This window comes from Phytoactinopolyspora mesophila, assembly GCF_010122465.1.
GTDB lineage: Bacteria > Actinomycetota > Actinomycetes > Jiangellales > Jiangellaceae > Phytoactinopolyspora > Phytoactinopolyspora mesophila.
Genome location: NZ_WLZY01000004.1, coordinates 64,323 through 87,017 on the forward strand (window position 1 = coordinate 64,323; position 22,695 = coordinate 87,017).

At 64.9% G+C, this 22,695-nt stretch carries 27 protein-coding genes, 2 tRNA genes and 1 pseudogene; 18 read left to right on the plus strand and 12 right to left on the minus strand.

All coding sequences use genetic code 11. The features are described 5' to 3' along the window. Positions 1-68: 68 nt before the first annotated feature. From gyrA to F7O44_RS12555, 3 genes are all read left to right on the plus strand, one after another. The gene (gene gyrA / locus F7O44_RS12545; protein ID WP_162450614.1) at positions 69-2,612 is read left to right on the plus strand and encodes a DNA gyrase subunit A; all 2,544 of its coding nucleotides are present in this window, start codon (positions 69-71) and stop codon (positions 2,610-2,612) included. 521 nt (positions 2,613-3,133) lie between these two features. Continuing rightward, positions 3,134-3,619 (plus strand): DUF3566 domain-containing protein, encoded by a 486-nt coding sequence (locus F7O44_RS12550; RefSeq protein ID WP_222851310.1) that lies wholly within the window; start codon positions 3,134-3,136, stop codon positions 3,617-3,619. An 82-nt stretch (positions 3,620-3,701) separates the two neighbouring features. Continuing rightward, positions 3,702-3,775: transfer RNA gene (locus tag F7O44_RS12555), tRNA-Ile, on the plus strand. Between the two features lie 15 nt (positions 3,776-3,790). Here F7O44_RS12555 and F7O44_RS31810 read toward each other — a convergent pair. Beyond that, positions 3,791-4,438: a YdeI/OmpD-associated family protein gene (locus tag F7O44_RS31810; protein WP_162450615.1), complete on the minus strand. Its 648-nt coding sequence runs from the start codon at positions 4,436-4,438 to the stop codon at positions 3,791-3,793. After that, on the minus strand, positions 4,431-4,847 hold the full coding sequence (locus F7O44_RS12565) for a VOC family protein (RefSeq protein ID WP_162450616.1): 417 nt from the start codon (positions 4,845-4,847) through the stop codon (positions 4,431-4,433). Before F7O44_RS12565 ends, F7O44_RS31810 begins: the two co-directional genes overlap by 8 nt. Positions 4,848-4,936: 89 nt before the next feature. On the opposite strand from F7O44_RS12565, the gene F7O44_RS12570 reads away from it, so the two are divergent. The 3 genes from F7O44_RS12570 to F7O44_RS12580 are packed head-to-tail and all read left to right on the plus strand — an operon-like array spanning position 4,937 to position 7,281. Then, positions 4,937-5,944 carry a helix-turn-helix transcriptional regulator gene (locus F7O44_RS12570; protein ID WP_162450617.1) on the plus strand — a complete coding sequence of 336 codons (1,008 nt, stop codon included), beginning with the start codon at positions 4,937-4,939 and terminating at the stop codon, positions 5,942-5,944. A gap of 27 nt (positions 5,945-5,971) precedes the next feature. Then, entirely contained in the window at positions 5,972-6,730 is a 759-nt protein-coding gene (locus tag F7O44_RS12575) for a class I SAM-dependent methyltransferase (RefSeq protein ID WP_162450618.1), read from the plus strand. A gap of 56 nt (positions 6,731-6,786) precedes the next feature. Further along, a complete protein-coding gene (locus tag F7O44_RS12580) occupies positions 6,787-7,281 on the plus strand; it encodes a YbaK/EbsC family protein (RefSeq protein WP_222851311.1) in 495 nt (164 codons plus the stop codon). A gap of 39 nt (positions 7,282-7,320) precedes the next feature. Here the strand turns inward: F7O44_RS12580 and F7O44_RS12585 are convergent, their stop codons facing one another. Together F7O44_RS12585 and F7O44_RS12590 are read right to left on the minus strand one after the other, a co-directional pair. Continuing rightward, positions 7,321-7,863: an SRPBCC family protein gene (locus tag F7O44_RS12585; protein WP_162450619.1), complete on the minus strand. Its 543-nt coding sequence runs from the start codon at positions 7,861-7,863 to the stop codon at positions 7,321-7,323. Next, complete coding sequence (locus F7O44_RS12590; protein ID WP_162450620.1) at positions 7,863-8,180, minus strand: metalloregulator ArsR/SmtB family transcription factor; 318 nt, start codon at positions 8,178-8,180, stop codon at positions 7,863-7,865. Before F7O44_RS12590 ends, F7O44_RS12585 begins: the two co-directional genes overlap by 1 nt. Before the next feature lie 157 nt (positions 8,181-8,337). On the opposite strand from F7O44_RS12590, the gene F7O44_RS12595 reads away from it, so the two are divergent. From F7O44_RS12595 to F7O44_RS12605, 4 genes are all read left to right on the plus strand, one after another. Then, on the plus strand, positions 8,338-8,580 hold the full coding sequence (locus tag F7O44_RS12595; protein WP_162450621.1) for a helix-turn-helix domain-containing protein: 243 nt from the start codon (positions 8,338-8,340) through the stop codon (positions 8,578-8,580). Positions 8,581-8,699: 119 nt separating this feature from the next. Continuing rightward, the gene (locus F7O44_RS29320) at positions 8,700-8,840 is read left to right on the plus strand and encodes a DLW-39 family protein (protein WP_174255916.1); all 141 of its coding nucleotides are present in this window, start codon (positions 8,700-8,702) and stop codon (positions 8,838-8,840) included. A gap of 96 nt (positions 8,841-8,936) precedes the next feature. After that, positions 8,937-9,689 (plus strand): TipAS antibiotic-recognition domain-containing protein, encoded by a 753-nt coding sequence (locus F7O44_RS31815; RefSeq protein ID WP_162450622.1) that lies wholly within the window; start codon positions 8,937-8,939, stop codon positions 9,687-9,689. A gap of 173 nt (positions 9,690-9,862) precedes the next feature. Further along, positions 9,863-9,935, plus strand: a tRNA-Ala gene (locus tag F7O44_RS12605). 79 nt (positions 9,936-10,014) lie between these two features. On the opposite strand, the gene F7O44_RS12610 is transcribed toward F7O44_RS12605, so the two are convergent. From F7O44_RS12610 to F7O44_RS12620, 3 genes are read right to left on the minus strand one after another with little or no spacing between them, the layout of a single operon-like run. After that, complete coding sequence (locus tag F7O44_RS12610; RefSeq protein WP_162450623.1) at positions 10,015-11,136, minus strand: tyrosine-type recombinase/integrase; 1,122 nt, start codon at positions 11,134-11,136, stop codon at positions 10,015-10,017. Then, positions 11,136-11,336: an excisionase family DNA-binding protein gene (locus F7O44_RS12615; protein WP_162450624.1), complete on the minus strand. Its 201-nt coding sequence runs from the start codon at positions 11,334-11,336 to the stop codon at positions 11,136-11,138. The genes F7O44_RS12610 and F7O44_RS12615 overlap by 1 nt, the downstream gene beginning before the upstream one ends. Positions 11,337-11,352: 16 nt before the next feature. Then, entirely contained in the window at positions 11,353-11,742 is a 390-nt protein-coding gene (locus F7O44_RS12620; protein WP_343073876.1) for a replication initiator, read from the minus strand. On the opposite strand from F7O44_RS12620, the gene F7O44_RS12625 reads away from it, so the two are divergent. Beyond that, positions 11,722-11,913 carry a hypothetical protein gene (locus F7O44_RS12625; protein WP_162450626.1) on the plus strand — a complete coding sequence of 64 codons (192 nt, stop codon included), beginning with the start codon at positions 11,722-11,724 and terminating at the stop codon, positions 11,911-11,913. The two genes, F7O44_RS12620 and F7O44_RS12625, sit on opposite strands and share 21 nt — an antisense overlap. Before the next feature lie 9 nt (positions 11,914-11,922). Here the strand turns inward: F7O44_RS12625 and F7O44_RS12630 are convergent, their stop codons facing one another. Next, positions 11,923-12,273 (minus strand): hypothetical protein, encoded by a 351-nt coding sequence (locus tag F7O44_RS12630; RefSeq protein ID WP_162450627.1) that lies wholly within the window; start codon positions 12,271-12,273, stop codon positions 11,923-11,925. Then, positions 12,270-12,560, minus strand: a complete 291-nt coding sequence (locus F7O44_RS12635) for a hypothetical protein (protein WP_162450628.1) — start codon at positions 12,558-12,560, stop codon at positions 12,270-12,272. Before F7O44_RS12635 ends, F7O44_RS12630 begins: the two co-directional genes overlap by 4 nt. A 10-nt stretch (positions 12,561-12,570) precedes the next feature. Here F7O44_RS12635 and F7O44_RS12640 point away from each other — a divergent pair. The 3 genes and pseudogenes from F7O44_RS12640 to F7O44_RS12650 form a co-directional block, all read left to right on the plus strand. Continuing rightward, positions 12,571-13,191, plus strand: a pseudogene (locus F7O44_RS12640) (IS3 family transposase); the annotation flags it as partial. Between the two features lie 403 nt (positions 13,192-13,594). Next, entirely contained in the window at positions 13,595-13,933 is a 339-nt protein-coding gene (locus tag F7O44_RS12645; protein WP_162450629.1) for a cupin domain-containing protein, read from the plus strand. A 41-nt stretch (positions 13,934-13,974) separates the two neighbouring features. Beyond that, a complete protein-coding gene (locus F7O44_RS12650; RefSeq protein ID WP_162450630.1) occupies positions 13,975-14,334 on the plus strand; it encodes a VOC family protein in 360 nt (119 codons plus the stop codon). A gap of 15 nt (positions 14,335-14,349) precedes the next feature. Here the strand turns inward: F7O44_RS12650 and F7O44_RS12655 are convergent, their stop codons facing one another. After that, positions 14,350-14,922 carry a TetR/AcrR family transcriptional regulator gene (locus F7O44_RS12655; protein WP_162450631.1) on the minus strand — a complete coding sequence of 191 codons (573 nt, stop codon included), beginning with the start codon at positions 14,920-14,922 and terminating at the stop codon, positions 14,350-14,352. Between the two features lie 91 nt (positions 14,923-15,013). Between F7O44_RS12655 and F7O44_RS12660 the strand changes: the two genes are divergently transcribed. Beyond that, positions 15,014-15,598: a dihydrofolate reductase family protein gene (locus F7O44_RS12660; RefSeq protein ID WP_162450632.1), complete on the plus strand. Its 585-nt coding sequence runs from the start codon at positions 15,014-15,016 to the stop codon at positions 15,596-15,598. Between the two features lie 91 nt (positions 15,599-15,689). Here the strand turns inward: F7O44_RS12660 and F7O44_RS12665 are convergent, their stop codons facing one another. Beyond that, positions 15,690-16,046, minus strand: a complete 357-nt coding sequence (locus F7O44_RS12665; protein WP_162450633.1) for a VOC family protein — start codon at positions 16,044-16,046, stop codon at positions 15,690-15,692. 216 nt (positions 16,047-16,262) lie between these two features. Between F7O44_RS12665 and F7O44_RS12670 the strand changes: the two genes are divergently transcribed. The 3 genes from F7O44_RS12670 to F7O44_RS12680 are packed head-to-tail and all read left to right on the plus strand — an operon-like array spanning position 16,263 to position 19,364. Beyond that, the gene (locus F7O44_RS12670) at positions 16,263-17,840 is read left to right on the plus strand and encodes an MFS transporter (protein ID WP_174255917.1); all 1,578 of its coding nucleotides are present in this window, start codon (positions 16,263-16,265) and stop codon (positions 17,838-17,840) included. A gap of 13 nt (positions 17,841-17,853) precedes the next feature. Next, positions 17,854-18,492, plus strand: coding sequence for an NAD(P)H:quinone oxidoreductase (gene wrbA, locus F7O44_RS12675; RefSeq protein WP_162450634.1), 639 nt, complete (start codon positions 17,854-17,856; stop codon positions 18,490-18,492). Beyond that, positions 18,489-19,364, plus strand: coding sequence for an LLM class flavin-dependent oxidoreductase (locus F7O44_RS12680; protein ID WP_162450635.1), 876 nt, complete (start codon positions 18,489-18,491; stop codon positions 19,362-19,364). The genes wrbA and F7O44_RS12680 overlap by 4 nt, the downstream gene beginning before the upstream one ends. A gap of 15 nt (positions 19,365-19,379) precedes the next feature. On the opposite strand, the gene F7O44_RS12685 is transcribed toward F7O44_RS12680, so the two are convergent. Beyond that, entirely contained in the window at positions 19,380-22,628 is a 3,249-nt protein-coding gene (locus F7O44_RS12685; protein ID WP_174255918.1) for an ATP-binding protein, read from the minus strand. Between the last annotated feature and the right edge of the window lie 67 nt (positions 22,629-22,695).

Sequence of the window (22,695 nt, forward strand, 5' to 3'; positions counted from 1 at the left end):
CCGAGCTTGTGAAGGCCGGGCGACGGGAGTCGAGGGCAAGAACGACCACGCAACCAGAGGAACTTCTAGTGACTGACGACATCACCGCCGCCGGCGAGCCCGGCGCCAGCCGTATCGAGCCTGTCGATCTCCAGGTCGAGATGCAGCGCAGCTACCTCGACTACGCGATGACGGTCATCGTCGGCCGGGCGCTGCCCGACGTGCGCGACGGTCTGAAACCGGTGCACCGACGGGTCATCTACGCGATGTTCGATGGCGGCTACCGACCCGACCGCGGCTTCTCCAAGTGTTCTCGTGTCGTTGGCGACGTGATGGGTCACTACCACCCACACGGCGACTCCGCGATCTACGACACCCTGGTGCGGCTCGGCCAGTGGTGGTCGATGCGTTACTTACTGGTGCAGGGGCAGGGCAACTTCGGATCGCGAGGCGACGATCGCCAAGCGGCCATGCGTTATACCGAGTGCCGGATGGCGCCGCTGGCCATGGAGATGGTCCGTGACATCGAAGAAGACACGGTCGACTTCACGCCGAACTACGACGGTCGTGGCGCCGAGCCGAGCGTGTTGCCGGCACGATTCCCCAACCTGCTGGTCAACGGCTCCGGTGGAATCGCTGTCGGGATGGCTACCAACATTCCCCCGCACAACCTGCGCGAGGTTGCCTCAGGTGTCGATTGGTACCTCGAGCACCCGGAAGCCACCAGTGAAGAGTTGCTCGACGCGTTGCTCGAGCGGGTCAAGGGACCGGACTTCCCCACCCACGGGTTGATCGTCGGCACGAGTGGCATCCAGCAGGCGTACCGGACCGGGCGGGGCTCGGTCACCATGCGCGCTGTCGTCGAGGTCGAAGAAGACAGCCGCGGACGCACGTGCCTGGTCATTTCTGAGCTGCCGTATCAGGTCAACCCGGATGCGCTCTTGCGCAAGATCGCCGAGTTGGCCGATTCCGGCAAGGTTCCTGGTATCGCCGACCTCCGGGACGACTCCTCGTCGCGGACCGGCATGCGGATCGTCGTCATTCTGAAACGTGACGCGGTGGCCACCGTCGTCCGGAACAACCTCTACAAGCACACCCAGTTGCAGGACACCTTCGGCTGCAACATGGTGGCGCTGGTCGACGGTGTTCCGCGGACGCTCCCGCTCGATGCGTTCATCCGGCACTGGGTCACCCACCAGGTCGAGGTGATCCGGCGCCGCACCGAATTCCGGCTGCGCAAGCGTCGTGACCGGCTGCACATCGTCCGTGGCCTGCTCAAGGCCATCGACGCGATCGACGAGGTCATCGCACTGATTCGCCGCTCAGCCGATGTCGAGGAAGCTCGCACCGGGCTGATGCAGTTGCTCGAGATCGACGAGGTCCAGGCAACGGCGATCCTCGATATGCAGCTGCGCCGGTTGACAGCGCTGTCGCGGGACGAGCTCCAGAGCGAGCACGACACCTTGGTCGCCGAAATCGCCGACCTCGAGGAGATCCTCGCCTCGGAACCGCGTAAGCATCAGATCATCCGGGACGAGCTGGCGGAGATCGTCGAGAAGTACGGCGATGAGCGTCGCACCACGATCATCCCGGGCGAGGGCGACCTCACGGCCGAAGATCTCATCACAGAGGAACCGGTCGTGGTCACCATCACCCGCGGTGGTTACGCCAAGCGGACCAAGGCTGACCTCTACCGTGTGCAGAAGCGTGGGGGCAAAGGCGTTCGTGGAGCGCAGTTGCGCGAAGACGACGTCGTGGATCAGTTCTTCGTCACTACCACGCACCACTGGATCCTGTTCTTCACCAATCGCGGACGGGTCTATCGCGCCAAGGCCTACGAACTGCCCGAACTCGCTCGCGATGCCAAGGGGCAGCACGTCGCCAATCTGCTCGCTTTCCAGCCCGACGAGAAGATCGCCCGGGTCATGACGCTTCGCGACTACGAGCAGGCTCCGTACCTGGTTCTAGCCACCAAATCGGGCATGATCAAGAAAACACGGCTCACAGAGTACGATTCCAATCGCTCAGGGGGTGTCATCGCGCTGATGTTCCGGCATGATGACGATGAGCTGATTGGTGCCGAACTCGTCAGTGCCGAGGACGACATCCTGTTGGTCTCGCGGAAGGCGCAGGCGATCCGGTTCACCGCCAACGATGAGCAACTTCGCCCGATGGGACGAGCAACCAGCGGTGTGGTGGGTATGAAGTTCCGTGACAGCGACGAACTCCTGTCGATGTCCGTAGTCCGAGATGGAACCGAATCGTATGTCTTCACCGTCACAGATGGTGGGTTCGCAAAACGGACGGCCGTGGAGGAATATCGGGTACAGGGCCGTGGTGGGCTCGGCATCAAGGCAATGAAGATCAACGAGGATCGAGGTTCTCTGGTGGGTGCGCTAGTCGTCGCCGAGGGCGACGAGGTGCTCGCTATTCGTGCCACCGGCGGTGTCACGAGAAGCGCCGTGAGTGACGTTCCTGCCAAGGGGCGTGACACTATGGGGGTCAAGTACGTGTCGCTGGGTTCCGACGACGCCGTTGTCGCGATTGCGCGCGGCGCCGATGAAGAAGACGAAGCGGCCGAGGTAGCCGAGGTTCTGGAGACCGAGACCAATTCGGAAGGTGATGGCTTGTGACGAGCACCGGCGGGACCGGACGTCCCGCGACCGAAGATGCGGCCGAGCAGGCATCCGGTTCCTCGAGCGGCTCCACAACCAATGGCAGCCCAGACCCGGCTGTTCAGGCTCGACGTCCCTCGACCTCGAACGGTCCAACGGCAGGGCCTCGTGGCGCCGCAGCGGCCCGGTCGGCTACTAGCACCAGCCGCCGCAAGACCCGGCCGAAGTCGGGCCAAGCTCCTTCGGAGTCGCCACCTGCGCCGCCCGGAGCCACCCAGCAGCAGTCCGCGCAGGCTCCGTCGGCTGCGCCCCCGCCCGTGACACCGCCGTCGGGGCGGAACTCCGCGGACCGGACCACTCCCCCGGCGGTCGTCCAGGCTGCTGAGGCGCAGAACCGGTCGCGGCACCCCGCACCAAAGCCTCCGGGGCCCGCTCGCGGGCCGCGGCCTGAGCCGGTTCCACCGCCATCGGCACAGGCTGGTGGTTACCCCGCGCAGGCAGCCCCGGCGCCACCAGTGGCGCCGCCGGCACCTCAGCCATTGCCGGACGACACACAGGTCAGCATCGACGCCAAACCCGGCTACGACGACCCCAGGGCTACCACCGCTGAACGGCCAGTGGCTCAGCGGAGCCCGTCGACCCGCCGTCCACCACGAGTACGTAAGGCGAGACTGCGGTTGGTTCGGGTCGACCCCTGGTCGGTCATGAAAACGGCCTTCCTGCTGTCCGTGGCGCTCGGGATTGCATTGTTCGTCGCCGTCGCCGTCCTGTGGTCGGTGATGGACGCCGCGGGTGTCTTCGCCTCGGTCAGTGACTTGGTGACGGACTTCACCGCGTCCAGTACCAGCGCGGGTGTGGACGTTGATCAATACGTCGAACTCTCTCGCGTGCTGGGGTTCACCACGCTGATCGCCGTTGTGAACGTCGTGCTCATCACCGCGCTGGCGACGTTGGGAGCGTTCTTGTACAACCTCTCTGCCAGCCTGCTGGGTGGTCTGGAGCTGACGCTTGCGGAGGACGACTGATCGCCTACCGCTGAACCCGGGCCGGCCAGTTTGGGCTGACCGGCCAATCTGCGGTAATCTTCTGCACGCGCATCGCGTACGAGGGCCTATAGCTCAGTTGGTTAGAGCGCATCCCTGATAAGGATGAGGTCAGTGGTTCAAGTCCACTTAGGCCCACCGCAAGTCTGCAGGTCAAAGCCCGGTTCTCAGTTGAGGAGAATCGGGCTTTCGCCTTTCATGCGTCACTCGTGCGCCAACAGCCTCCGGGCTCCTGTGATTGGCCCGGATGTTGGCCGCAGCCAGGGTCACTGTTTGATCGATCCGGCGTCGCCGGGTGTCGGGCTTCTTGGCTGCGGCGATCCACTCGAGAATCAGCCGCTTCGACGATGGTGGGAAACGCCGGAAGTTCTCGCCAGCGGCTGGGTTGCCGTCGAACAGCGCTTGAAGATCATCCGGGACAGTCTCACGCTCCGCGTCGGGCAGGATCTGCCAGGTGCCGTTCGCTACGGCCGTGTCGATCACTGCCTGACCGTCCTCGGTCATCAAACCCAGCGCAACCATCCTTGTAGCGCGTTCCCGGTTCACGCGGCTCCAGCTGCTCCGCTGGCCGCGCGGGGTGAATCGGAGAAGTGAGCTGTCGGCATTGTGCTTTCGGGCGTGGCTGTCGATCCACCCGTAGCACAACGCGTGCTGGATCGCCTCGTGGTAGCGCACACCGGGAGTGGCACTGTCCTTGTGGTGGATGATCAGCCATATTTCCTTCTCGAGCCGGGCGTTGTCCGCCAGCCAGGCCCTCCAGTCGGCGGCAGTGGCTGGCGCGAAGGTTTTCACCTCACGCACCCGCCCGCGCCTCGAGCACACCAAGGTAGTGCTCGTTGTACATCACACCGAGGATGTTCCCGAACGGGTCGATGACGGAGGCGGTCACGAATCCAGGTCCGCGTTCGGTGGGCTCTTCATGTGTGGTTGCTCCCATGGCGAGCAACCGGTGGTAGGCGGCCCGAGCGTCGTCCACGGCCCAGTAGATCACCGCGCCGGCCGGCTTTTCCGATCGGCCGTGGGGAGAGAATCTACTGTCAATGATGCCGAACTCGTGCTGATAGTCGCCGACCCGGAATTCGACATACGCCGGCGGTCCTTCCACCGGGCGGACGAAGTACGGCTCGATGCCGAACACCTCGGTGTACCAGGCCGTGGCGGCGGGAACGTCGTCGGCGAAGAAGCTGACGGTGGTGAATCCTCGCAACATGGGAGTCCTTCCTCCTTGATTAGTGACACCGACCATCCTTGCGGCGAAAGTGCTCACCAATTGAGCACTTTCTTTGGGAAACTCAATTCATGCGTGCCGACCGTCTTGTGGCTGCCCTGTTGCTGATGCAGGCCCGCGGCAGAGTGACAGCCCGTGAGCTTGCTGAAGAGCTCGAGATCTCGGTGGCCACCGCCAGACGTGACCTCGAGGCTCTGTCTTCGGCAGGCGTCCCCGTCTATCCACAGCCGGGCCGTGGTGGTGGATGGTCGCTGGTCGGTGGAGCGCGTACCGATCTCAGTGGCCTCTCTGCAGGCGAGGCGCAGGCTCTGTTCCTGCTTGTCGGCCCGGCCGCGGCTGTGTCAGGCGAGGCCAAGGCGGCCTTGCGTAAGCTGCTCCGGGCATTGCCGCAGACCTTCCGGAACCATGCTGAAGCGGCCACCACGGCCACCGTGATCGATCCGACCCGATGGGGCGAGCAGCTGCGCGATAGACCGCAGATGGTCGACGCGTTGCAGGATGCGGTGGTCCGTCGTCGTAAGGTGCGCTTGACGTACGAGGGGCGCAACCGTGAGAAAACAGAACGTCTCGTCGACCCATGGGGCCTGATCGACAAAGACGAGACCTGGTACATGATCGCGGGAACCGAGCGCGGACAACGCACCTTCCGGGTGGACCGGATCGCCGGGGCCGAGATCACTGATCAGGCAGCCCAGCGTCCGGAAGACTTCTCCCTGTCCGATGCGTGGCGCGAAGTGGTCGGTGAGATGGAAGAACGACGCTCCCGAACCTGGGCGACCGTGACCATCGAGTCCAGATTCGTGCCGATTCTGAAAGATCAGTTCGGCCGGCACTGCCACGCCGACGGTGAGGTGGGCGGCGGACTCACTCGGGTCCGTCTCGCGGCCCCGACGCCACTGGACGTGGCGCGCCACCTGGCCGGCTGGGGCGCCATGGTCGACGTCCTCGAGCCGCGTGCCGTCCAGGTCGAGCTGGCCCGGATCGGTGCCGAACTGGCCGGCCGCTACGGCGGATTGGCGGACCGGGCGACCGGAGATGACGAGGATCGAAAACAGCCAGGTGAGCAGAATACGAGTTGATAATCGTTATCGACTACTATCGGCTATATGACGCCGCCGACCCATTCCGGACTCGATGCCACCGAGGCTGCCCAGCTCCAGACGAGCTGGGAAACGCAACAGGAACCGTTTCTTCCCCACCGAGCCGAAGCATTCGAAGTGCTCGTCCAGGTCGCCGCTGAAGTTGCCGGTGGGCGTGGCCGTCCATTACGAGTTCTGGAGCTAGCCGCGGGTACCGGCTCCATCACCTTGAGGTTGCTCCAGACGCTGGCCGAGGTTGATGCCACGGTGCTGGAAATCGATCCGGTTCTACTGGCAATCGCCGGGGCATCGATCGGTGACCGGGCGCAGATCGTTGAGGCGGACCTCTCGGATCCGGGCTGGCCGGCCAAATTGCCGCACCAGGGGTTCGACGTCGTCCTCAGCGGCAACGCGCTGCATTGCTTCTCGGCTGAGCGGCTCGCCGACCTCTATCGGCAGGTCCGTGGCGTTGTCGGCCCCGGTGGGGCGTTTGCGTTGGCTGAACAGATGCCGCGGAAACCGGAGCCCGGCTCCGGGGCGCCTGATGAATCCGCCTCCCCTGAAGCTGTCCGTGCCGCCGTAGATGCGTGGGACACATGGTGGGTTGATGTGCTGAGTAGACCATCTCTCAGTGCCGCCGCCGAACGTCGCCGTCATCTCCAGCTGTGCTCAGCCGACTTCTATCCGGATCCGGCGTGGCACCACGACGCTTTGACGGCGGCCGGCTTTGCCGGCACTGGCATCGGGTGGAGCAAGGCGGACACCGTTGTGCTGGTGGCAACCTGACCTGACACCTGCCCGCCGCATGGCCCGCAGGCAAGACTCACGTAGGCTCGTCGGCTGTGACCGAACCTGCAGCCGAAGACATCCGAACTCATCCGAACGTTCAGCGGGTCCGGAAGGCTCTCGACGCAGTTGGGCTCAGCAGCGACATCGTCATCTTGCCGGAATCCGCACCGACGGCGGCGGCCGCGGCCGAGCAGCTCGACTGTGAAGTGGGCGCTATCGCGAACTCGCTGATCTTCAGCTGTGCGCAGGAGCCAATTCTGGTGTTGACCAGTGGTGCCCACCGGGCTGATACCAAACTTCTCGCCCAGGCTGCGGGTGGGAGTGTCGGCCGGGGGGACCCGGAGTTCGTGCGACGGCACACCGGTCAGCCCATCGGAGGAGTGGCGCCCGTCGGGCATCCGCAGCCGATCCGGACGTTCATCGATAACTGGCTCGCGAGGCACGACCGGATCTGGGCTGCGGCCGGGCACCCTTACTCGGTGTTTCCCACCACGTTCGACGAGTTGATGGCCGCGACCAACGGCACGGCCATCGACGTTCAACTCTGACAGTTCTCCGATGCTAGCGAGCGCTTCTTCGCTGGTCGGTCACTTTGTCTGGTCCTGCGCAGCCTGACTGTAGAACTCGAAGAGCCCCGCGTAGTCGGGTTCGGCCGCTGCCGGGTCGCCGCCATCGAGGTATATGCCGAAGGCATCGAGCATGGCGTGCCAACCAGTGGCGTAGTCGACAGCCGGAGCCTGTCGTAGCTGACGATGCAGCATGACCAGCACGGTCTCGTCTCCGTCGACGGAAATGTCCCACCGCACCACCGATCGCGGCTCACCGGGCCAGATCCAGGTGTGTTCAAGCGCTCGAGGCGGCTCGACCGCCAATACCTCGCCCTCCGCCATGCCCTCGTCGCCGAAGTCGAAGACGACCTTGCCGCCGACCGTCGCCTCGATGGTCACACCCGGCACCCATTGAGCCTGCTGATCCGGATCGGTCAGCGCGGCCCATACCCGGCCTGGGGCGTGCCGAAGACGTCGTTCGAACCGGATCTGCCACTCACCGTCTGGGCCGACGCCGAGGGTGCCTCTACGGTCGCCAGGGATGGGTGGCTGGTCTTGTGCAGTACTGGCCTTGTTACTCATCAGGTGTCCTTCTCCAATTTGTCGAGGTGGCGTTCCATGGCATCGAGACGGGCCGCCCAATTGCTGCGGGTCCGTTCGATCCACGCTGAGGCTTCGTCGAGCGGCGCGGTTTCGAGGCGGTAGATGCGTTGCTGCGCTTGGCTTCGGCTACTAACGAGGCCGGCCTCACTCAGTACCCGCAGGTGGCGAGATATGGCCGGTCTGCTGACCGCGAACTCCCCCGCCAGTTCCCCCGCGGGACGTTCCCGCTCAGCAACGAGTTCGAGGAGCCGTCGCCGCACCGGATCGGCTAACGCTTCGAAGACTGTCGAGTTCACCCTCCCTTTGTAGCCTGTCAGTTACGTAACCGTCAAGTTACACAATCCTTGGCTCTACCGTGCGTTGTGATGCTTGAGCTCACTGCGCGGTGCCGCAGTTGGAATCGAGTCGGCGACGCGGGGGTTGATTGTGGGTGCTAGGGCCTAAGCTGGCGCCATGGAGCAGAAACTGCTGACCCTCGCTGATGTCGCTGAACTGTTGAACACGTCATCTGCTCAGGTATATGCACTGGTACGCAGCGGTGACCTGCCCGCCATGAAGATGGGCGGCCGCGGCCAGTGGCGGGTCCACCCCGAGCGTCTGCAGCAGTACATCGACCAGGCGCACAAGTCCACGGCTGAATGGGTAAAACAGAATCCGTTGCGCGAAGAGGCTGTCACGGGCGAGGCGGACAGCTGAGGCTTTGGTGGCCATCGTCGGCGCCTTGACACGAGCGTGGTGATCCGCTGGGCGGGCGGTCGACGATTGAGTTAGCCTCGCAGGGAAACAACAACTCACCTGGAGGGGCGGACCCACGCGTGTCCAAGAAGAAGATTCTGTTCAGTGCTCTTATTGCCGTCGCGGGATACCTCGGGTACCGCCGCTATCAGTCTGGTCAGGAGGAGCAGGGCCTGTGGGCCGAGGCGACGGACCGGGTGCCTTCGACTGACGAGCGCTGAGGCGCAAGTTTCTGACTTGAAGTTGACGTAACGTCAACTCCTATCGTTCTAGGTGGCCGGAGATACCGGCCTGGTGAACGACACGGAGGAGACGTCGTGAGCTGGTCGATCAACGAAGTGGCGCAACTGTCCGGGGTGACGTCCCGGACACTGCGTCACTACGACGCGATCGGTCTACTGTCTCCTGCCTGGACAGCACATGGCGGGCGCCGTTTCTACGAGCAGGAGCAGCTACTGCGGCTGCAGCGGATTCTTCTGCTGCGTGATCTTGGCCTTGGTTTGGACTCCATCGCGGAAGTCCTCGCCGCACAGAGCCAGCACGGAGCAGTCGACGTTCTACAGCAGCACCGTGAGTGGTTACTCGAAGAGCGACAGCGTCTAGGCCGGCTGATCAAGACCGTGGAGGACACCATCGCCACCCTCGAGGAAGGAGGGACGATGAACCCGAACGAGATCTACCAGGGCTTCGAGAACCACCGCGAGTACGAAGCCGAGGCACGTCAGCGATGGGGCGACGAAGCCGTCGACCGGGGTAACGCGATTGTCGCCGAGTGGACGCCAGAGCAATGGGCGGCGGCCAAGGCCGAATTCGACGCCCAGAACGAGGGCTTGGCCCAGCTCATGGACGCCGGAACACCGGTTGCCGACGAGCAGGTCCAGGCCATCATCGAGCGCCACTACAACGGTATGACCCAGTTCTGGACCCCGGACCGTGAGTCCTACACCGGACTCGGCCAGATGTACGTCGACGACGACCGGTTCGCCCAGAACTACGAGGCAGTCCGCCCTGGCTTGGCGGCCTATCTGCGAGACGCCATAGCGGTCTACGCCGAGAACAGACTGAGTTAACGGCAACAGTGTCGGGAAGAGCTGCAGATCTTCCCGGCACGGCCGGCTGGCCCGTTGTAATCCGAGTGTGAGCCAGTGGGCGAATAGGCGTGCCACACGATTCGGCATTACGCGCAGGGACGCGTTACCCTTGTCGCGGTCCCGTGCGCAGGGCGTTGCGCGGATCTCCCCCAGGGGGCGTAGCTCAACTGGCAGAGCACTGCCTTTGCAAGGCAGGGGTTAGGGGTTCGAGTCCCCTCGTCTCCACTCGCACGTATAGAGAGAATCTCGGCCGCCATGTCGGCCCGCGTGCCATCCACGTGCCAGAAGGGCGTCGGGTGGTGCGTCATGACTCGTCTCCGTCCGGTGTGATCGTTGCGGCGATGTGGGTGTTCATGGCGTCGGCGATCACGCGGTCACGGTCGTTGGCGGCGTGTAGGTAGATCACTGCGGCGCGAGTGCTGGAGTGGCCCATGCGCTCCATCAGTTCCCGCAGATTCGCCCCGCTGGCCGCCGCCAACGTATTTCCGGTGTGCCGGAGATCGTGAAAGTGAACGCCGCTGATCCCGGCAGCCGTGCACGCCTTGACCCAGATGCGCCGGAAGTTCTGCCGCCTGATGTAGCCGCCTTGAGGTCCGACGAACACGCGCCCACCGGGTCCGGGCTCAGCGAAAGCCGACACGTGCGACCGCAGCACGGGAAGCAGATCCGACGGAACCGCGACTCGGCGCTTGCCCGCGTCCGACTTCGGCCCTTTGACCACCAGTTCGCCGGTCTTCAGTTCGACCTGTCCACGCCGCACGGTGATCCATCCGTGATCGAGGTCTAGATCCCGGCGCCGGAGCGCGGCCAACTCCCCCAGCCGGAGCGTGGTAAAGGCCGCCAGCAGGACCAGGACCCGGTATCGGGGGTCGGTCTTGGCAAGCACGGCCGTGATCTCAGTGACCGTGAGAGTAGGGCGCTCAGGGCTTCGGTCGTCACCGGCACCTTTGATCCGGCACGGATTGCGTCGGATCAGCCCATCGTCAACGGCGGTGTTCATCATCGCCCGCACCAGCCGGTATGCCTTGGCTGCCGACGGCCAACCAGTGCCACCGTCCAGCAATGACGCGTGCCAACGACGGATTACGGCAGGGCTGATGTCGGCGAGCGCCACGTCACCTAGCCCGGGGAGAATCTGGAGCCGGAACGCACTCTCGTACCGCTCGACGGTGGTCGGTGACAGGCCCGTTCGCTCCGCGGGCCCCGTCTTGCCGAACTCCCCGAGTGAGATCTTGCCTGCGTCCGGATCGATCCAATCGCCCCTGGCCATCTGCGCGTAGACGTCAGCGAGAAACAGCTCAGCATCCCGCTTACGTTCAAACGGGTGCGGCCCGACACGTGGCAGCCCGTCCGGACCCGGATACCGCGCTTGCCACCGCCCAGACGCCAGACGACGAAGATTGCCGAACAAACGACGGCCCGCCATCACAGCACCCGCTCACGGTGTCGGCGGCGCGGTTCCACGGTGCCAGCCTCGATGAAGTCCGCCAGCGCCTTGGCCGGGATGCGCACGTGGCGACCAACTCTCACGTAGCGGATACGTCGTCCGGAGATGAGCCGCCGTGGAAATCGGGGTGTCGTTCCCAGCAGTTCGGCGGCCTGGCCGACGGTGAGTAGGCGTTCCATGGTCGGTTCCTTTCGATCATGCCGCTGTGGCGGCTCCGGGGATGGTTGCCGAAAGATTCGGGCCGGGTGGCCCGGCGCGTTGTTTGGCTTGCTCGTATTGCTCACGCCAGGCCTGTCGTCGGGTGATGGCGTGGGCGATGAGCCGCAGGTACGAGGGCGCGTCGGTGTCGCCGGGTTTGACGGGTGACCAGTGGTAGCGGGGTGCGCCGTCTGGCCGGGTGGCGGTTGCCGAAAACTCGCCGTGGTCGTCCATCTCAATGCCGGCGTCTTCGAGGACGGTCCGGACGATGGCGGCCCGGTCGGCCTTGTGCTCGGTCAACGTCTTACCAGTCCATTTACGCGAGACCAGGACCCGGCGCCCGCCCAGGCCGAGATGGTCCCGGTCATGGGCTTTCGACCGGCACAGGCCGGCGGCTTACTCACCGCCGCCCAGTCTGAAGGCTTGGATGCCCTGCTCGACCACATCCACCACACCGAGACAACAGACCCGCACGGGCAGCGATGGCCCCGCAGCAAACCACACGACGACAAAACCGCAGCCCTCGTCACCTTTCATGGCCATGGCCAGGACCGGTGAGACGCTCGGCTAGTTCAGGTGTTTGCGAACGGTGTCCCGCAACGAGTCCAGGCGCATAACCGTCATCCGCCAGACATGGTCTTCATCGATATCTGGCAACCGCGTGTGTGCGATGACGTTTCGCAGTCGGTACAGCGTGCCCCACGGCTGCACCTTCAACGGGTGCAACCCAGCCGCCTCCGTGTAGGCATGTGCCTCGTTGCCCACAGCGATCCAGAGACGATGCAGCACCCACCGGTAATCCGCGTCAGTGTCGTACCTGGTCCGATTACCCGCATCACGGCGCCGAGCGATCTGATCAAGCAGCGCATCCAGCTCCAGAAGCGCGTGACGATCTGGACGCAGCTCCTTACCGCTCACAGCGGACGAGCCGACAACAGGTCAGGACTGACGTGCGGCTTGGCCAGAACGCCATCGGAATACAACCGCACTTCAGCGCGCAGCAGCTCGACCGCCGCAAGCTCGAACGCCGCAACGTCCATCAGATCCCGATCCGGAGCCACATGCCCCAGCAGCCGACCAGGCGAGGCGAACCGCAAGTTCGTGATGCCATACCCTGCCGCAAGCTCGGCAAGCTCGTCCGAGCGTGCCCGCGCCGTGGCCTCGTCCAATAAGGGCCACTCCATCTCCGGGTGAGGCATCGTCATAGACATCAGCATACCCACCCCTTCCCACCACGCCAGATCAAACAGAACGCGCCGATCCACCGGAGATTGCCGAGTTGACCTCTTTGAGATCAAGGGACGCAGGCCCGGCCCGCCTGTCCACGACGACCTGTGTGCGGTGGTCGACGAAGGCGGCAGAGTGCGGCACGTGTTCACCGCGGAGACGCCGAACGAGCTCTGGCTGACCGACATCACCGAGCACAAGACCGCGGAAGGCAAGCTGTACCTCTGCGCGATCAAGGACGTGTTCTCTGGCCGGATCGTGGGGTACTCGATCAGCGACCAGATGAAGTCGAGACTGGCCGTCACGGCGCTCGAGAACGCCGTCGCGCGGCGCGGCGACGTCGCCGGCTGCGTGGTACACAGCGATAGAGGCAGTCAAATTCGAAGCAGGAAGTTCCTGCGTGCTCTCGCCCGTCACCGCATGGTCGGATCCATGGGAAGAGTGGCCGCGGCGGCTGACAATGCCGCCATGGAGAGCTTCTTCGCCCTGCTGCAGCAGAACGTCCTCGACCGCCGCTTCTGGTCGACCCGCGAGCAGCTGCGGATCGCCATCGTCACCTGGATCGAGAGGACCTACCACCGCCGCCGACGCCAGCCCCGCCTCGGCTGACTGACGCCCATCGAATTCGAGACCATCATGAACACGCCAGCCGCACTGGCTGCGTGACTACAACCTGTCACCTATCCGTGCAGCAGACCCCGACGCGATGCAATCACGCTGGCTGGCACGTCGCTCGCTGCACTCCTGCGGAAACGCCATGATCCCACGTTATCGGCCCGGCAATCGCGCCCTTGCCGCCGCACGTGCTGCCGTCGCACGCGAATACCCACAGCATGCAGAGCTCGTGGCGACCGAAGATCGTCAGTTTGCGCACAACGCGGCCGCCGGTAATGCCGTGCTCGCAGTCGTAGATGGTGCCCGTCAGTCCACGGACCGGCCAGGTCAGGAGGCGCGCACGACCTGTGCAGCATTGTCCTGCCTTCGTCAATGGTGCACGTTAGTCTTGTCAACCATGGCTGTGGTCCGAGGCAGGCTGCGGGACGTATCAGCTGCGCCGCCGCAGGGTGAGCTCACCGAAGACATCGTGTCGGTGCGTAACCTCGTCGTGGAGCAGATCCTGAGCGGCTCGGTCGAGCCGGTCGACTATGTCCAGGACCAGGACGAATGGGTCGTGGTGCTCGACGGCGCCGCGGTCCTGGAGATCGACGGCGAGCGGCATGATCTTGTCCGGGGTGACTGGATGCTGCTCCCCGCGGGCACACCGCATCGTCTGGTTTCGACCCAGCTCGGCACGAACTGGCTGGCGGTGCATCTTCACCCGGTTTCATCGACCGGCGGCGGCGGCGTTTAGGCTCCGAACTGAGGAATCGTCGTCGCGCAGAGGAGACCTCGATGGGCGTTTTCATCGGATCCGTGGTGCTGAATGTGTCGGACAGCGAGAGGGCTGCCGAATTCTGGAGCCAAGCCCTCGGATACGTTGCGCGCTCCAACAACCCGGAGTTCCTTCATCCTGAGAAGAGGCGTTCCACTTCGGCCACTCGGCTGGACCACAGCGCGGGTGCGCACCTTCACCTCGACAGGGGTGACAAAATGCATATCGACCTCTGGGTGGACGAGGGCTCTGACCTCGAAGCCGAGGTCGAGCGGCTCGTTTCTCTCGGCGCCACCCGAGTTGAATGGTCGTATCCGGAAGGCGCTCAACATGTAGTTCTCGCCGACACCGAAGGCAATCTCTTCTGCGTGTGCCGTTAGGCCTAGGCAGGCGAGTCAGCCCGGCACGATCGTTTCGACCAGTGCCGCCACGACCTCGTCGATGTGCTCCTCGCCCAGCACACCCGGCAGGGTCAGGTGCTCTAGGAGCAGGCCGCTCATCGCGACATAGAGCAGCACCGCGGTGGTGCGGTTTCCGGGGAAGCCACCGTCGACGTGTGTCTGCACGATCTGTTCCAGGTTGGCGCGGAACCCGCGGGTGAAGGCCGCGCGCAGCTCTGGCCGGCGCACAGCCTCCAACCGCAGCTCGAACATCGCAAGATAGCCGGCTCGGTCTGCCTCGGCACGCCGGAGCAGGTCTTGCATGAGCCGCCGTTCATGGTCGCGGTCGCGATCATCATCGAGAAGCGCGGCGGTGGTGGTGTCGTCCGGGGTGAGCCGGACGAAGACGTGTTCGCCGGCCTGTCGAAGCAGTTCGTCACGGTTGGGAAAGTAGTTCGACGTGGTGCCGACTGGGACGTCGGCGGCGGTGTCGACGGCGCGGAAGGTCAGCCCGCGTGCCCCCTGAGCGGCGAGGACGTCGATCGCTGCGTTGAGCAGCGTGGTGCGTCGCTCTGGATTCCGGACCATCGTGCCTCCTGGCAGCGCGACTTGTTCAAACCGGTACAGATGAAGTACTTTACACGTAGTAGTTTATCGCACCATCGATTGGGAGAGACCTATGCGTGAACTCGTCTACTACATCGCCATGACGATCGATGGCTACATCTGCGGACCAGCCGATGAGGTCGACTTCTACCCTAGTTCCGATGAGTACACCGCATGGATGATCCAGCGCTACGGTGACGCGCTGCCCACGCACGTGCGTCGCCAGGTGGGCGTCGACGACGCTCCGAACCAGAACTTCGACACCATCGTCATGGGCCGGCGCACCTACGACCCAGCACTGGACATTGGGATTACCAGCCCGTATGCCCACTTGCGGCAATACGTCGTCTCCCGCTCGCTGACGGAGAGCCCGGACCCGGCGGTGCAGATCATCGACGACGATCCGGTCGCCGCGGTCCGAGCGCTCAAGGCGGAGGATTCGCCGCTGGACATCTACCTGGCCGGTGGAGCTCGAATCGCGGGACAGTTGCTGCCCGAGATCGACCGGCTGATCGTGAAGCAGTACCCCGTCGTGGCAGGAGCCGGGCTGCCAATGTTCGCCAGTGAGTTCTCGCCGACTGCCTTCGACCTTACCGACGTCCAGACGTTCGCCGGCGGCAACGCCGTCCTGGATTACCGACGTCCGTCGTCGCCATGATTCATCGGCGAGCCGAATTCCAGCGCCGATTCGGATTTCGGCGGGACACCGTCGCTGCTGTCCACGCCTCAGCGTGTGGCGGAGGTCGGCGTCAGTCCGCGCAGAGGCAGAAGGGGTGACCGGCCGGGTCGAGAAACACCCTGAAGTTTGCACCGGGCTGGTGCTCGTGCTTGGTCGCGCCGAGCGCTAGCACCGCCGACTCGGCGGCGTCGAGGTCGTCGACGACCACATCGACATGCATCTGCTGAGGCGCCTGCTGGCTCGGCCATTCAGGCGGCGCGTAATCCTCGACCTGCTGGAACGAGATGCATTGACCGTATTCGCCTCGGACGTCGGCCCAGTCGGAGGAGACCTCGACCTTCCAGTCCAGCAACGCTCCGTAGAACCTGGCGAGAGCGCTCGGGTCGGGACAGTCGATGACGACACTCGGCAAGCGTGCGATAGCCATGACAAGAACTGTAGAAACGATTCCGGACGATCTACGCCCGGAATATGCAAGGTAGTGCCTCAAAACGGGGACTAAGAGTGCTCCAGATGTGGTGAAGGACCTCACGAAGGAACCGCCCCGGCTGGTTAGTTCGATCAGACGACCGTAAGTCTGTGGTCAGCCGGCAGTAAGGCGTGCCCGGCATCGTGGTCGTGACGACGATCTCGAAGGGGCACGATGATCACCACGATGACTCCGGCCGACCGCCGGGCCGGACCGCGGCAGTGGGCCGGACTGGCGGTGCTCGCCTTGCCGACGATCTTGATTGCCCTGGACCTGACCGTCCTGTATATGGCTCTTCCCCACCTCGGAGCCGATCTGGGCGCGAGCAACACCCAGATGCTATGGATCACCGACATCTACGGATTCATGGTCGCCGGGCTCCTCATCACGATGGGGACGATCGGCGACCGGATCGGCCGCCGCCGGCTCCTGCTGATCGGCGCTGCGGCATTCGGCGTCGCCTCGGTACTCGCCGCCTACTCCTCCAGCGCTGAGATGCTGATCGTGACCAGGGCTCTGCTCGGCATCGCCGGAGCTACCTTGATGCCGTCCACGCTGTCGCTGATCGGGACCATATTCAACGATCCCAAGCAGCGGGGTCTGGCCATCGGCATCTGGGGCATGTCCTTCTCGCTGGGCACCGCCATCGGTCCCGCCGTGGGCGGCGCGATGTTGCAGAACTTCTGGTGGGGGTCGGTTTTCCTCCTGGGTGTTCCCGTGATGGTGCTCCTACTCGCCACCGGCCCCGTGTTGCTGCCGGAGTACCGCGCTCCGGTGGCGGCGCGGACCGATCTCGCCAGCGTCGCGCTGTCTTTGGGTGCCATCCTGCCCGTCGTTTACGGAATCAAGGAGATCGCCAAGAACCAGGCTCTGACACCTGCACCGGCAGCGATCGTGGCGCTCGGCGTGATCATGGGGTGGCTGTTCGTGCGCCGGCAGCACAGGCTCACCGACCCGCTCCTGGACCTGCGGATGTTTCGCGATCGCCGGTTCTCCGGTGCGGTGGCCGGCCTTCTGATGGCAGCGATCACCTTGTCCGCCGTGATGCTCTTCTTCACCCAATACGTGCAGCTGGTCGAGGGCATGTCGCCGCTACGTGCCGGACTCTGGTTCCTCCCGCTGGCGGCAGCGTTCGTGGTCAGCTCGGTGGTCGCTCCGCTGCTAGCCCGAAGGGTGCGGCCGGCGTTCGTGATCACTGGTGGCCTGTCGCTCGCCGTCGTCGGCCTCGTCGTGCTGACGCAGCTGCAAGCAGCGTCCGGGTTGGCTGTCCTGGTGGCCGGTAGCACCATCTTCGCCTTCGGCGTGGTGCCGCTACTTGCCCTCGGAACCGACATGGTCGTCAGTTCCGCCCCGCAGGAGAAGACCGGATCGGCCGCTGCCACCTCCGAGACGGGAAGTGAGCTGGGTATGGCGTTGGGAATCGCCACCCTGGGAAGCGTCGGAACCGCCGTATACAGCGATCAATTGGCCGGCACGATCCCGGCCGCGGTCCCGGATCCAGCGGCAGCTGTTGCCCGCGACAGCTTCGCCAGCGCCTTCGCGGTAGCCGAGGAACTTCCTACAGCGCTCGCCGGGGACCTCATCGCCGCTGCCCGGGACGCGTTCACCACCGGATTGAACACCGTGGCGGCGATCAGTGCCGCCCTCCTGGCTTTGATCGCCGTGCTCGTCGTGGCCGTACTGCGGCACGCACGTCCGCTCGGCGCTGAGAACGACACACCAGAAACCCGCAATATCAGTCCCAACCCTTGAAAGGCGCCTCACCATGACCGTCCCCCAAGCCCGGATCGCCATCGTCTACTATTCGTCCACCGGCAACGTGTACCGGCTGGCGCAAGCGTTCGCCGACGGCGCCGCGGATGCCGGTGCGGATGTGCGGCTGCGTCGCGTGCCCGAGCTCGCCCCGGATGCGGCCGTCGACTCCAACCCGGATTGGCGTTCGCATCTGGACGCCACCGCGCACATTCAACTGGTCACGCTCGACGACTTGAAATGGGCCAACGGCTACGCCTTCGGGACGCCGACTCGATACGGAAACGTCAGTGCCCAGCTTCGGCAGTTCTTCGACACCACGGGCGGGCTCTGGGAAGCAGGAGAGCTTGCCAACAAGCCGGCGACGGGTTTCACCAGCAGCTTCTTCCCGCACGGCGGGCAAGAGTCCACCCTGATCTCGCTGTACAAGACCATGTGCCACTGGGGATCGATCGTCGTTCCTACGGGATATGTCGATTACGAGATCGCGGCGGCCGCCGGTGGGAATCCGTACGGCGTCAGCTTCGTCGAGGAGCAAGCGGACGACGATGCTCACGTCAAAGCGGTGCTGGAAGCAGCACGGAACCAGGGAAGGCGCCTCGCCGAGGCCGCGGTGATGTTGGGGGCGCTGTCGAACCGGGACGTGGCGTGAGCGGCCAGAACCGCTCGCCGGAGTTCGGCTTCTTCCCGACGCCCCTCGCTGCCGGCCAGCTGGACCTACTACATCAGGTCCAGCTGGCCGAGCAGGTCGGCATTGATCTGGTCGGAATTCAGGACCACCCTTACCAGTGGAAGTACCTCGATACGTTCACACTGTTGCCTTGGCTGGCGGGCCAGACCGAGCACATCCGGTTCTTCCCCGATGTCGCCCACCTTCCGTTGCGGCCACCAGCCATGCTTGCCAAGTCGGTCGCTTCACTTGATGTTCTCAGCGGCGGACGGATCGAGCTGGGTCTTGGCGCAGGTGCCTATCCAGAGTCCAGCCAGGCCATGGGAGCGGAAGCGCGATCACCGGCCGAAGCGATCGCGGCTCTGCAGGAAGCGATCGGAATCGTGCGTCAGTTCTGGCGATCACCCCAACCCCCTATCCATCACCATGGCGATGCCTTCCAGCTCCGCGGAGTCAAAGCGGGCCCGCCTCCCGTCCACGACATCAGCATCTGGGTGGGTGGTGACGGGCCGAGGATGCTGCGGCTGATAGCCGGCACGGCGGACGGCTGGATCTCGCCGGGAACGCGGCATCTCTCCAAGGACGAGTTGCTGGCCAAGCAGGCAGACATGGACCGCTACGTCGTGGAATCGGGCAGGGACCCGTCGGCGATCCGACGCATCACCGATGTCAGCGGAGTCATCACGGACGGACCGGCCAGCGGGTGGCTGCATGGGCCACTCGACCATTGGGTCACCGAGCTCGAAGACCTCATCGCCGAACGCTTTGACACGTTCATCTTCTGGCCCGACGACAGCTCCGATGAGCAGATCCACGCCTTCTCCGAGGTGGCCATGAAGCTGCGGAGGAAATGAGCGCGGTGCGCCGAATTACGGGAGTTCGTCGATTCCCATCTGGCCGCCGAGTGCGAACTCGGTGCCGAAGGTGTTCTCACCGAGCGCGGTTTGCGCGCGGTGCGTGATCCGGTCGACGTCGCCACGCTCGCCGGGCGGCAACGGTGCGTCCACGGAATCCCGGGCTGCGGCCGCGGCACCTAGCAGTCTTGCCGCATGATCGTGATCGCCGACCAGGGTGGAGGCGCCAGCGAGCCCTTCGAGAGCCAGCGCCACGGCGCGTGAGTCCCTCGTCTTGCGTGCCACTGCCAGTCCTTCTGTGTGCACGGTACGGGCCGACGCGGCATCACCGCGCTGCTCGGCGACGAACCCCATTTCGGCGAGGATCAATGCGGTGCCGGCATGAAGGTCCGTCCGGCGGTGCCATTCGAGCAGCTCGCTCAGCCGTTGTTCCGCGAGGTCGAGCTTGCCCGCGCGCCGGGCACCTAGAGCCAGGCCAATGGCGGCGAAAGCGGCGGCTGCGCTGTCCGACAATTCTTCGGCCAGGCGGTGTGCACGCTGGTGATATTCCTCGGCCTCGGCCAGGTCGCCGACGAGTAACGCGATCCTGCCGAGGTTGGCGAGCTGAGTTGACACGGCGGGCCACAGCTCCATGTCTTCCGCGCTGCGCAGCGCGTCCCGGTGCAGACGGGCGGCTTCGTCGTGGTGACCGGCGATCTCGGCCAATACGCCCAGCCAGCGCGTCGGATGCAACCGGCCCCAGCGATCGCCGAGCTCGTCGAAGAGCCTGAGCGACGTCTCGCTGTCGCGTCTGGCGCCCGCCAGATCTCCTGCAACCAGAGCATGCTCGGCGCGAGTGAACAGCGCCGCGGCGATGCCCCATCGGTCTCCGAGCTTTCGGAAGCCGGCCAAGGCACCGGACACCAACTCTTCACCCACCACCGTATGACCCGAGCCCGGCATGGTGAACGCACACAGCCACTGTGCGCGCGCTAGGCCGGCCGGATCATCCAGCTGTTCGTAGAGCCTGAAGACGCTGTTGCGCCGGGCTACGGGGTCGTCTTGGTAATCGGTGAACGCGACGCCGGCCAGCCACGTCAGTGCCTCGGCGCGTGAGGCGTCGACGATGCCGTCGGGGGATGGCACTGACAGCGCCCGAGTGAAACAGCGGCGTGCTTCTTGGTGCCGGCCGCGAAGGAACCAGTACCAGGCCAGCGAGTTGACGAGGCGGAGTGCCATGTCCGCGGAGCTCAGCTGAACCGTGGTCTCCAGCGCGCTGCGCAGGTTGGCGGATTCGTGGTCCAGGCATCGCAGCGCATCCCGCTGTCCGTGTCCGCGCAGGAGCGGGGCGGTCCGTTCGGCTAAGTCGGCATAGTAGGCGGCGTGTCGGCGGCGAACAGATTCTGACTCGCCCGCGTTGTCCAGCTTTTGCAGGCAGTACGCCGCCACGGATTCGAGGAGTTGATATCTGCGGCCGCCTCCGTCGTCATAGACCGCGACCAGCGACCGGTCGACCAAACGTCCAAGCAGGTCGACGACGTCAGCAGCGGCGATTCGACCACCGGCGCAGATGTCCTCCGCTGCCTCCAAGGTGCATCCGCCAGTATGGACGGCCAGCCGTTGCAGCACCGTTCGTTCGTCCGGCGACAACAACTCCCAGCTCCAGTCGATCATCGCCCGGAGTGTGCGTTGCCGTTGTGGTGCTGTGCGGTGTCCAGCGGCGAGCAGCTTGAAGCGGTCGTCGAGCCGGGACGCTAGCTCGTGCACGTCGAGTGTCCGGATCCGGCTCGCCGCGAGTTCGAGCGCCAGCGGGATACCGTCCAGTCGGCGACAGATCTCGGTCACGGCCTCGGCGTTGCCCGCAGACAATGTGAATCCGGATGCCGCTGCCGCGGCTCGGGTGACAAACAGCCGAACGGCCCCGGCCTGCGACAGCTGATCCAGCCGAGCACCGGAAGGGGGCAGGTCCAGTGGCGGAACACGGAAGACTACCTCGCCGGACAACCCCACCGGCTCTTGACTGGTCACCAGTATCCGGAGCCCGGGTGCGGACTCCAATAGCCGCTCGGCCAGGTGCGTCACCGGCTCGATGACATGCTCGCAGTTGTCCATGACGAGCAGCACCTGCTTGGGGCGAAGGGCGGCGACAAGCCGGTCGATCACCCCGGGGGGATCGGCGCCGGGTGCGACACCCATCACGGAGTCCTCACGGATCCCGACGGCGGCCGCCACGAGTGTCGCGATCGAGGTGACCCCGTCAGCCAGCGTGGTTGCGTGTGATTCCGGGCTGCCCATCTCGACGATCCAGGTACCGTCGGCGCACATGTCGCCGGTGGCCCGGGCCACTTCGATAGCCAGGCGGGTTTTGCCCACCCCGCCGGGGCCGGTCAATGTGACCAGGCGGGCCGAGTCCAGGAGCGCACGCACGTCGGCGATCGCCGCCGTCCTGCCGATCAGTCCGCCGTCGGGCTCCGTGGATATCGAAACGGGGAGGTTGGTGGGGCGCGTGGTGGAAGTGACCAGCGGTGAACGTTGCACCAGCTCGGGATCCTGGCGCAGGATCGCCTGGTGGAGCTGGACGAGTTCGGTGCTGGGATCGAGTCCTAGCTCGTCCCACAAATGGTGCCGATGCCGTTCGTAGCTCTCCAGGGCCTCGGTTTGCCGGCCCGAGCCGTACAAGGCACGCAACTGCGCCGCACGCAACCGCTCGCGGAGGGGATACTGGGCGACCAAATCGCCGATCTCACCGACGAGCAGCGCATACTCCCCCAGCTCCAGGCGGGCCTCGGCCAAATCCTCGAGCGCAACTAGTCGCTGCTCATCCAACCGGACGATCGAACCTCGTGCGAATTCCATGTCGGCGACATCGCCGAGGGCCGGGCCACGCCACAATGCCAGCGCCTGCGTCAGAAACGTGATGCGCCCGCGGGCGTCGTGCCTGGCGCGCGCTTGTGCGACGAGTGACTCGAACCGTCGTGCGTCGATGGCATCGGGCGCGGCGTTTAGCCGGTATCCCAACTTCCCGGACTCGACGAGATCGCGGGCACCGGGTTCCGCCTGGCGGAGGGCTCGTCGCAGCCTCGACACCTGGGAATGGAGAGAGCCGGAAGCGTTGCCGGGCGGGTTGTCGGGCCAGAGGTAGTTGATCAACCGGTCTGCCGAGACCGGTCGGCCCTCATTGACGAGCAGAGCGATGAGCAACGCCCGGACCTTCACTCCGGGTATGGACACCAAGCTTCCATCGGACGGCCACACCACCAACGGCCCGAGCACCCCGAACCTCATGCGCACACGATATCCGGCCCGCTTCTTGTCAGATGTCGTGCGAGTCGCTGCCTCAGATATGGATGCG

Excerpts from the sequence above, each read along its gene's own strand:
- F7O44_RS12655 (WP_162450631.1), bottom strand. The coding sequence starts at position 14,922 with ATGGTCCGGAATCCAGAGCGACGCACCACGCTGCTCAACGCAGCGATC.
- F7O44_RS12565 (WP_162450616.1), bottom strand. The coding sequence starts at position 4,847 with ATGTTGCGAGGATTCACCACCGTCAGCTTCTTCGCCGACGACGTTCCC.
- F7O44_RS12665 (WP_162450633.1), bottom strand. The coding sequence starts at position 16,046 with ATGGCTATCGCACGCTTGCCGAGTGTCGTCATCGACTGTCCCGACCCG.
- F7O44_RS12595 (WP_162450621.1), top strand. The coding sequence starts at position 8,338 with ATGGAGCAGAAACTGCTGACCCTCGCTGATGTCGCTGAACTGTTGAAC.
- F7O44_RS12650 (WP_162450630.1), top strand. The coding sequence starts at position 13,975 with ATGGGCGTTTTCATCGGATCCGTGGTGCTGAATGTGTCGGACAGCGAG.
- F7O44_RS12660 (WP_162450632.1), top strand. The coding sequence starts at position 15,014 with ATGCGTGAACTCGTCTACTACATCGCCATGACGATCGATGGCTACATC.
- F7O44_RS12570 (WP_162450617.1), top strand. The coding sequence starts at position 4,937 with ATGCGTGCCGACCGTCTTGTGGCTGCCCTGTTGCTGATGCAGGCCCGC.
- F7O44_RS12670 (WP_174255917.1), top strand. The coding sequence starts at position 16,263 with ATGATCACCACGATGACTCCGGCCGACCGCCGGGCCGGACCGCGGCAG.
- F7O44_RS12585 (WP_162450619.1), bottom strand. The coding sequence starts at position 7,863 with ATGAGTAACAAGGCCAGTACTGCACAAGACCAGCCACCCATCCCTGGC.
- F7O44_RS12610 (WP_162450623.1), bottom strand. The coding sequence starts at position 11,136 with ATGGCGGGCCGTCGTTTGTTCGGCAATCTTCGTCGTCTGGCGTCTGGG.
- F7O44_RS12685 (WP_174255918.1), bottom strand. The coding sequence starts at position 22,628 with ATGAGGTTCGGGGTGCTCGGGCCGTTGGTGGTGTGGCCGTCCGATGGA.
- wrbA (WP_162450634.1), top strand. The coding sequence starts at position 17,854 with ATGACCGTCCCCCAAGCCCGGATCGCCATCGTCTACTATTCGTCCACC.
- F7O44_RS12635 (WP_162450628.1), bottom strand. The coding sequence starts at position 12,560 with ATGACGATGCCTCACCCGGAGATGGAGTGGCCCTTATTGGACGAGGCC.
- F7O44_RS12615 (WP_162450624.1), bottom strand. The coding sequence starts at position 11,336 with ATGGAACGCCTACTCACCGTCGGCCAGGCCGCCGAACTGCTGGGAACG.
- F7O44_RS12575 (WP_162450618.1), top strand. The coding sequence starts at position 5,972 with ATGACGCCGCCGACCCATTCCGGACTCGATGCCACCGAGGCTGCCCAG.
- F7O44_RS12625 (WP_162450626.1), top strand. The coding sequence starts at position 11,722 with ATGGGCTTTCGACCGGCACAGGCCGGCGGCTTACTCACCGCCGCCCAG.
- F7O44_RS12645 (WP_162450629.1), top strand. The coding sequence starts at position 13,595 with ATGGCTGTGGTCCGAGGCAGGCTGCGGGACGTATCAGCTGCGCCGCCG.